8 protein-coding genes are annotated in these 8833 nt (G+C 70.6%); 5 read left to right on the top strand and 3 right to left on the bottom strand.

Translation table 11 applies throughout. The features are described 5' to 3' along the window. Positions 1–100 precede the first annotated feature (100 nt). The gene (locus ABS41_RS03075) at positions 101–1003 is read right to left on the bottom strand and encodes a dienelactone hydrolase family protein (RefSeq protein WP_290590385.1); all 903 of its coding nucleotides are present in this window, start codon (positions 1001–1003) and stop codon (positions 101–103) included. 125 nt (positions 1004–1128) lie between these two features. On the opposite strand from ABS41_RS03075, the gene ABS41_RS03070 reads away from it, so the two are divergent. From ABS41_RS03070 to ABS41_RS03050, 5 genes are all read left to right on the top strand, one after another. Beyond that, positions 1129–2148, top strand: coding sequence for a catalase family peroxidase (locus tag ABS41_RS03070; RefSeq protein WP_290590397.1), 1020 nt, complete (start codon positions 1129–1131; stop codon positions 2146–2148). Continuing rightward, positions 2148–2708, top strand: coding sequence for a cytochrome b/b6 domain-containing protein (locus ABS41_RS03065; protein ID WP_290590382.1), 561 nt, complete (start codon positions 2148–2150; stop codon positions 2706–2708). Before ABS41_RS03070 ends, ABS41_RS03065 begins: the two co-directional genes overlap by 1 nt. A 60-nt stretch (positions 2709–2768) precedes the next feature. Then, positions 2769–4613, top strand: a complete 1845-nt coding sequence (locus ABS41_RS03060) for a serine hydrolase domain-containing protein (protein ID WP_290590379.1) — start codon at positions 2769–2771, stop codon at positions 4611–4613. Between the two features lie 84 nt (positions 4614–4697). Then, positions 4698–5123, top strand: a complete 426-nt coding sequence (locus ABS41_RS03055; protein ID WP_290590376.1) for a hypothetical protein — start codon at positions 4698–4700, stop codon at positions 5121–5123. A 140-nt stretch (positions 5124–5263) separates the two neighbouring features. Further along, positions 5264–5995: a transposase gene (locus ABS41_RS03050; protein WP_290590373.1), complete on the top strand. Its 732-nt coding sequence runs from the start codon at positions 5264–5266 to the stop codon at positions 5993–5995. A gap of 16 nt (positions 5996–6011) precedes the next feature. On the opposite strand, the gene ABS41_RS03045 is transcribed toward ABS41_RS03050, so the two are convergent. Both ABS41_RS03045 and acs read right to left on the bottom strand, forming a co-directional pair. Beyond that, positions 6012–6674, bottom strand: a complete 663-nt coding sequence (locus ABS41_RS03045; protein ID WP_290590370.1) for a response regulator transcription factor — start codon at positions 6672–6674, stop codon at positions 6012–6014. Between the two features lie 2 nt (positions 6675–6676). Then, on the bottom strand, positions 6677–8638 hold the full coding sequence (gene acs / locus ABS41_RS03040; protein WP_290590367.1) for an acetate--CoA ligase: 1962 nt from the start codon (positions 8636–8638) through the stop codon (positions 6677–6679). Between the last annotated feature and the right edge of the window lie 195 nt (positions 8639–8833).

Below are 8833 nucleotides of genomic sequence, written 5' to 3'. Positions count from 1 at the left end.
TGACGTCCCATCATCGCTGCGATTTCCGCTGGATCGATGGGAAGTCAGTGGACCAGCTTCAGGAGGCCGATTCAACCGAGTTTTTCAACGGAATAGGCCGCTACCGGACACCCTGCGCGCCCTCTCCAACAACCCACGCCACGATCGCTTCGAACCGCTCCGCGTCCAGCGCATGGCCGCGTTCGACGCGCAGGTGGGTGATGGAGTCGCCGCCTGCCCTGGCAACCACCTCGTCCGCGTCGAGGGAGTATTTGTCCTGCGTGCCCGAGACAACCAGGGTGGGGCGGGGCGCGATGGCCGAGAGCAGGTCGTGCGTGTCCAGCCAGCGGGCCAGGCCGGGCACGGTTTCGAAGAGCAGGATGCCGGTGCCCGCGCCACGGCGGGAGTCAAAGCTGCCCACCGCGCCGCTGATGGCGGCGAAGCGGCAGCGCGGGTCCACCACCGCGTGGTACATCGCGGTGGTGCCGCCGAAGGAGTGGCCGGCCACGCCCACGCGCGACGGGTCCACGCCGCTGACGGCAAGCAGTACGGTCATCGCGCGCTGGGCGTCGTCGAGCCCCTTGCGCATCAGGGTGTCGCCATCGAGCAGGCGGTAGCTCATCGCGTTGTAGTGCTGCAGCCAGTCGTAGGTGTCCGGCTGCACGCCGCGCACTCCGGCCCGCCGGTCCTCGAAGCTGATGGCGTCCGGCGCCAGCACCACCAGGCCCTGCCGCGCCAGTGCCGGCCCGAAGGCCTGGAACGGGTCGCCCACCAGGCCGGCCACCTCGCTCTTTCCGAAGTGGAACTCGCCGTTGTGCTGGTGGAAGACCACGACCCCACCGAGCGGCTCGCGACCGACAGGGGTGAACAGGAAGGCCGGAATGACATCGCCTTCCAGGCCGGGGTATTCGATGCGCTCGCGGTCGTAGCCATCGCAGGCCACCACCTCGCCCCGCCTCACGTCCACCGGAGCCGGCGGTGCCAGGCCCAGGCGCTCTCGAAGCGCGGTGCGGAGCGTGTCCATGGGGGCGATTTTAGCCCGCATCCATCACCCCCGCCGAACAACCGCCGTGGCCCAATACCGCGTCCCCGCCGCGAGCCCCGCCATGTCCGAGCCCCTGCCCCCCCGCCCCGCCGCGCTGGCGATCCCTGCTGCCCTATGTCGGCATCGCCGCCGTGGTGGGCGCGCTGGGCGGCGCCTTTGCCTGGACCGCGGGCTGGCTGACGCCGCAGCGGGTGACGGCGCCGCGGCTGGTGGACAGCATCGAGAACGGCAAGCCCTTCGTCGGCTTCCGGCGCGCGCATGCGCGCGGGGTGTGCGTGGCCGGTTATTTCGAGCCCACGGCCGAGGGCGCGGCGCTGTCGAAGGCGCGCGTCTTCAGCCAGGCGCGCACGCCGGCGCTGGGCCGCATGTCCATCGGCGGCGGCGATCCGAACGGCCCCGAGGCCATGGCGCGCGTGCGCAGCCTCGCGCTGCAGCTCGACACCGACGACGGCCAGCAGTGGCGGCTGGCGATGAACAGCTTCCCCTTCTTCGCGGTGTCCACGCCGCAGGCCTTCGCCGAGCAGATCCTCGCCTCGCGGCCTGATCCGGCCACGGGCAAGCCCGACCCGGCCAAGCAACAGGCCTTCGCGCAGCGGCATCCGGAGGTGCTGAACTTCATGGCCTGGGCGCAGTCGGCGCCGTGGTCCACCAGCTATGCCAGCACGGCCTACAACGGCGTGCATGCCTTCCGCTTCAGCAACGAGGCGGGCACGTCGCGCTGGGTGCGCTGGTCCTTCGTGCCACAGGCGTCGTTCGAGCCGATGGAGGCCGAACAGCGCCAGGCCGCCGAGGCCAGCTACCTGGCCGACGAGCTGGCCGCGCGCCTGGCCCGGGGCCCGGTGCGCTGGACGCTGTCGGTGCAGCTGGCCGAGGACGGCGACCCGATCGAGAACCCGTCGCAGCCCTGGCCGGCAGAGCGCACGCGCGTGGACGCCGGCACCCTCGTGCTCGAGCGCGCCACCGCCGAGGCCGATGGCGACTGCCGCGACATCAACTTCGACCCCACCATCCTGCCCACCGGCATCGCGCCCTCGCGCGACCCGGTGCTGGCTGCGCGCGCCGCGGCCTACTCGGTGTCGTTCAACCGCCGCCAGCGCGAAGTGGCCCGCCAGGAGACGCCGTGATGGCCAACGCCCACTTCACCCGCACCGCCCGCTGGCTGCACTGGTCGATGGCGGCGATGATCCTGGCGATGCTGTTCATCGGCGTCGCGATGGTCACCTCGCTCGAGCTGCGGCCGCTGCTGCTGGATATCCACCGGCCGCTGGGGCTGCTGGTGCTGGCGCTGGCCGTGCTGCGGCTGTGGCACCGGCGCCGCAATCCGCCGCCGGCCCTGCCCGAGGATCTTCCGCGCCTGCAGGCGCGCATCGCCGGCGCTTCGCACGTGGCGCTGTACGCACTGATGTTCGCGATGCCGCTGCTGGGCTGGGCCATGTCGTCCGCCGGTGGTTACCTCGTGACGCTGCCCTTCGGCTTGACGCTGCCGCCACTGGCGCCGCAGGACGCCGCGCTCTACACGCTGCTGCGCAGCGCCCACGGCGTGCTCGGCTACGCGTTCTTCGCGCTGGTGCTGGCGCACGTCGCCGGCGCACTGCACCACGCCTGGGTGCGGCGGGACGGCGTGTTCGAGGCGATGGCCGGGGCCGCTCCGGAGGCTGCGGCCAAGGACGCCGACCGGGACTGAAGGCACATCTGGCGCGGGCATCGGCCGCGGATACTGGGCCCTCGATTGCCGGAGCCGCCCATGATCGGATCTTCCCCCGCCTCGACCGCCCGTGCGGCTGCCCTCGGGGCCGCGTTGGCGTTGTTCCTGGCGCTGGCCCCGGCTCGTGCCAACGACGGGCCGCACCCGGCGCTGCACGACGCGCTGTCGTCGTTGGTCGCCGAACAGGGCTGGCAGGGCCTGGTCTGGTCCACGCTCGACGCCGAAGGCGTCACGCGCACCGGTGCCGTCGGCGTGCGCGATGCCCGCAGCGGCGAGGCCTTGTCGGCCGACGACCGCGTACACGTCGGTTCGGTGGCCAAGACGATGCTCGCCATCGGCGTGCTGCAGCTGGTGACAGAAGGCCGCTTCGACCTGGAAACGCCGGTCGCGACCCTGCTGCCGCAGGTCGACTTCGACAACCCCTGGGCCGCAACGGATCCGGTGCGGCTGCGACACCTGCTCGACCACAGCGCCGGCCTGGACGATGCGCGCCTGGCCGACGTCTTCAGCCTCGAGGCGGACGCCGATGCGCCACTCGGCGGGTTCGCCCAAGGTCGCCGGCTGGCGGTGCGCAGCCGCCCGGGCAGCCGCCATTCGTACTCGAACACCAGCTACGCCCTGCTCGGCCTGGTGCTTGAAGCCAGCACCGGCGAGCGCTACGAGCCTTACCTGCAACGCACTCTGCTGCAGCCGCTGGGCATGCATCGCAGCACTTTCGACTTCACCACGCAGGAGGGCCCGCGCGCCGACGCCAGCGTGGCGATGGGCCACTTCGAGGGCGGCCAGACGCAGGCGGCGGTGCCGACGCCGCTGCGTCCGGCGACGCAGTTCACCACCACGGCCGCCGACATGGCGAGGCTGGCGGCCTTCCTGATGGGCGATGGCACCGCCGACGGCCGCAGGCTCGTGCGCGCCGACCTGCTGGCGGCGATGGGCCAGCCGGTCGGTACCGAAGCCGCCGATGCCGGCCTGTCCGTGGGTTACGGCCTGGGCATGGCGACGCGCGACCGGCACGGGGCCGTCGGCAAGTGCCACGGCGGCAGCACGGTGGGCTTCCAGGCGATGTTGTGCGTGTTCCCGGCGCAACGCAGCGCGTTCTTCACGGCCGTCAATTCCGACCACGAAGGCGCCGATTACGGGCGCGTGGACCGCTTGCTGGTCGAGTCGCTGGCGATGCCGCCGTTCGAGCCGGCAGCCGTCGATGGTGCGCCGGGCGAGGTCGCCGCGGGTTTCTACGTCCCGGCGCCGAACCGTTTCGCGCGATTCGCCTGGATCGATACGACGCTGAACTTCGTGCGGGTGGATCCGACCCCCGGGGGCCTGCGCTTCGCGCCTTTCCAGTCGCCCGCGATCGTGCTGCAGCCGCTCGGCGGCGGGCGCTATCGCGTACCCGGCCGGCTTGTCGCTTCGCATGTGGTGACGGTCGCCGACGATGGCCGGCCGGTGGTCAGCACCGGCCTGCAGACCTATGCGCGGGCGTCGACGGCCGCGATGGTGGCGCTGTGGTCCAGCCTGGTCGCCGGCCTGCTTGGCCTGGGCTGGCTGCTGCTGGCCGGCGTGCCGCGCCTGGCCTTCGGCGGGGGTCCGCGCTGGCGGCAGCCGCTGGCGGCGCCTTGCCTGGGCATCCTGCTGCTGGCGCTGCCGGTGCCATTCTTCTTCGGCCAATCCTTCCTGGCGATAGGCGACCTGACCGTGGCCAGCGGCCTGCTGGCGGCGGTGACGCTGCTGCTGCCGGTCGCCATGGGGGTCGGGCTGTGGCGGACCTGGCGCGCGCCGCGCCGCTCGCGCTGGCAGCTGGCCGACGCGCTGGCGATGGCCGGCGTGCTGCAGTGGTGCGCGGTGCTCGCAGCCTGGGGTTTGCTGCCGCTGCGGACGTGGGCCTGAGGCCAGTGTTCGGGCGTGCCGCTATAATTCGGCCGCGGGGCCCGGCGCCCCCGCATGCGCACTCACCGAACCAGGGGAAGCCTTTTGTCCAACATCGAACACAATGCCGCGCTTGCGGTCGAGCGACTCCAGGGCAGGGTGCCCGGGCAGTGGGACTATACGCACGAGAGTCTTCGGGCGGTTGATGCCGTGATTGACCATCTCTCGCCGCACCGCGACCAGATGGACAAGGGAATGTTCGACGCGCTGGTGAACATCATTGGTTGTTACGTGCTGGAGGTCGGAAGGCGCGAACACGGGGGCCACTTCGCCTACTTCGAGCCCGGGAAGCACTCGGTGCTGGTGGTCCCGGGGCCGAATTTCCAGGTGGCGCTGGGCGCCTTCGACGTGGTGCAGAACCGCCTCAATGGCAGCCCGCTGCACTCGACCTGGATGCTCTACCGCGCTTTCTCGGAGCAGGTGCGGGCGGCGGAACCGGAGACCTCGAAGACCTTCGGGTTCTTCGCCTGAACCAGGTTGATTTTATCGCTGAACCAAATGAACCAGGTTGATTTTATCCAACCAGGTTTGTTTCTTGGGGCAGGAAGGGATTGGCGCCGACGCCACGTTGATGAAAAGGCGGAGCCCGGCGGGCCGAGCCGTTGAGTGGAATGGTGGTCCGCCACAAGGCCCGCGCCATGCCCGCCATCCCACGACTCGATCTCGCGCACATCCCGAACCACATCATCCAGCGGGGCGTGAATCGCGCCCCCTGCTTCGTCCACGGCGCCAACTACTGGAGATACCTGGACGAACTGGCGCTGGCGGCGAAGCAGGCAGGCTGCCGCATCCACGCCTACGTCCTGATGACCAACCACGTGCACCTGCTGGTCACGCCGCAGGAGGACGGGGCTACCAGCCGGATGATGCAGCAGCTGGGCACGCGCTACGTCAGGTACTTCAACGCCTGCCACCAGCGGACCGGCACGCTGTGGGAGGGGCGCTTCCGCTCCTGCCTTGTAGGCTCCGACGACTACTTGCTGGCCTGCCAGCGCTACATCGAACTCAACCCGGTGCGTGCGGGGATGGTGCCGCACCCGGGGATGTACCGCTGGTCGAGCTATCACTTCAATGCGCAGGGAAGGATCGACCCGCTGGTGCAGCCGCACCCGGTCTACCTTGCGCTGGCGGCGGACGCGAACGAGCGGTGGCGCGCCTATAGGGCGCTTGTTGCGGAAGGCATCACCGACCAGCAGCGCGATGCCCTCACCCGCAGCACCAACCAGGGCCGCGCCTGGGGTAGCCCGTCATTCCAACTCCAGATCGGACAGCTGCTCGGGCGGGTGGCAAGTACGCGGGCCAGAGGCCGGCCCAAATCCACCCGACGCCGCGCAATAAAATGAACCTGGTTCGATAAAATCAACCTGGTTCGGTTGGTTCAGGGTCGACGGCGAGGCGGCCGGCCATCAGCACCGCCTGGGTGCGGTTGCTGGCGCCCAGCTTGCGCAGGATGGCGGTCATGTGGGCCTTTACGGTGGCTTCGGACACGCCCAGCGCGTGCGCGATCTGCTTGTTCAGCAGGCCGCTGCCGAGCATGCCCAGCACCTTGAACTGCTGGGGCGTGAGTTCGCGCAGGCGCTCGGCCACGCGCGCCTCCTCGGGTGCCAGGCCTTCGGCGGCGTCGGCCTGCACGGGCGCCCACTGGCCGCCGTCGAGCACCGCCGCGATCGCGGCGCGGATGGTGGCCGGGTCGGATCTCTTGGGGATGAAGCCGGCCGCGCCGTGCTCGAGCGCGCGCCGCACCACGCTGGGCTCCTCGCGCGCCGACACCACCACCACCGGCAGCTGCGGCTGCACCGCGCGCAGGTGCACCAGCGCGCTGAAGCCGTGCGCGCCGGGCATGTTCAGGTCCAGCAGCACCAGGTCGGCCTCGGGGTGGGCCTCGGCGCTGGCCAGCAGGCCTTCGGCCGAATCCGACTCCACCAGCCGCGCCTGCGGCAGCAGTTTCGACACCGCGCCCTTGAGCGCCTCCCGGAACAGCGGATGGTCGTCCGCCACCAGGATGGTGGGCGTGTTGGGCATGCTCAGCGGACCTGCCGTTCGCGCACCAGCGAGTCCACCACGGCCGGATCGGCCAGCGTCGAGGTGTCGCCCAGCGTGCCGCGGTCGACGCCCTCGGGACCGGCCTCGGCGATCTTGCGCAGGATGCGCCGCATGATCTTGCCGCTGCGGGTCTTGGGCAGGCCCGGCGCCCACTGCAGCCAGTCGGGCGCGGCGATCGGGCCGATCTCGTGCCGGACGTGCTGCACGAGTTCCTTGCGCAGCGCGTCGGTCGGCTCGATGCCGGCCTTGAGCGTCACGTAGGCGTAGATGCCCTGGCCCTTGATGTCGTGCGGCGCGCCCACCACCGCCGCCTCGGCCACGGCCGGGTGCGCGACCAGCGCGCTTTCCACTTCCGCCGTGCCCATGCGGTGGCCCGAGACGTTGATCACGTCGTCCACGCGGCCGGTGATCCAGTAGTAGCCATCGGCGTCGCGGCGGCAGCCGTCGCCGGTGAAGTACAGGCCCGGGTAGGTCTTGAAGTAGGTGTCGATGAAGCGCTGGTGATCGCCGTAGACGCTGCGCATCTGGCCCGGCCAGGAATCCTTGAGCACCAGGTTGCCCTCGGTGGCGCCGTGCAGCTCGCGCCCTTCCGCGTCCACCAGCGCCGGCTGCACGCCGAAGAAAGGCAGGGTGGCCGAACCGGGCTTGGTCGCGATGGCGCCGGGCAGCGGCGAGATCAGCACGCCGCCGGTTTCGGTCTGCCACCAGGTGTCGACGATGGGGCAGCGCTCCTCGCCGACCACGCGGTTGTACCACTCCCAGGCCTCGGGATTGATCGGCTCGCCCACCGTGCCCAGCAGGCGGATGGACGTGCGCTTGCTGCGCTTGACCGGCGCGTCGCCCTCGCGCATCAGCGCGCGGATGGCGGTGGGCGCGGTGTAGAAGATCGTCACCTGGTGGCGGTCGCACACGTCCCAGAAGCGGCCCGGGTCGGGGTAGGTGGGCACGCCCTCGAACATCAGCGTGGTGGCGCCGTTGGCCAGCGGGCCGTACACGACGTAGCTGTGGCCAGTCACCCAGCCCACGTCGGCGGTGCACCAGAACACGTCGTCGTCCTTGAGGTCGAACACGCACTCGTGGGTGTAGCTGGCCCAGGTCAGGTAGCCGCCGCTGGTGTGCAGCACGCCCTTGGGTTTGCCGGTGCTGCCCGAGGTGTAGAGGATGAAGAGCGGGTCCTCCGCGTTCATCGCCCTGGCCGCGTGCGTGGCCGGCTGCGCGTCCACCACGGCGTCGTACCAGCGGTCGCGCGGCATCTGCATGGGCACGCCGCCGCCGGTGTGGCGCACCACCAGCACGGTTTCCACGCTGTTGGTGCCGGGTTTGGACAGGGCCTCGTCGACGTTGGCCTTGAGCGGGATGGTCTTGCCGCCGCGCAGGCCCTCGTCGGCGGTGATGACGAGCTTGCTGGCGCAGTCGGCGATGCGGTTGGCGATGGAATCGGGCGAGAAGCCGCCGAACACCACCGAGTGGATGGCGCCGATGCGCGCGCAGGCCAGCATGGCCACCGCGGCCTCGGGGATCATCGGCAGGTAGAGCGTGATGCGGTCGCCCTTGACCACGCCCAGGGCCTCGAGCGCATTGGCCAGCCTGCACACCATGGCGTGCAGCTCGCGGTAGGTGATCCGCCGCGGCGGCGTCTTCGGGTCGTCGGCCTCCCAGACGATGGCCACCTTGTCGCCGCGCTCCGCGAGATGGCGGTCCAGGCAGTTCACGCTGACGTTGAGCTCGCCGTCGGCGAACCAGCGGATGTGGAAATCCTCGAGGCGGTAGCTGGTGTCCTTGGCGCGCGTGTAGGGCTTCGACCACTGCAGCCGCCGGCCCACCCTGGACCAGTAAGCCTCCGGGTCGCGCAGCGACTCGGCATAGCCACGCTCGTAGTCGGCGCGTTTTATCGCGGCGGCGGCCTCGAAGGCCGGGGGGACGGGGACGATGCGCTCGGACATGGGGGCTCCAGCGGCCCGGGGCCGCGCGGCTGACATTGAAAAGGTTACTCGCCTGCCCGCCATTCTGGACACCCACCCCGCCGGCCCAATTAGACCTTCGTCTAAAGCGGGCCCGCACTAGACCAATGGCTAATGGCCGCACCCCCGGGCCGCGCCCAGACTCGGCCGGCCATCGTGGCCACGGTTCGGTCTTCC

The organism is Arenimonas sp. SCN 70-307 (assembly GCF_001724815.1).
Classification (GTDB): Bacteria; Pseudomonadota; Gammaproteobacteria; order Xanthomonadales; family Xanthomonadaceae; genus Arenimonas.
The sequence above is the reverse complement of the archived record's forward strand: the minus strand, read 5'-3'. Positions and strand labels throughout refer to the sequence as shown.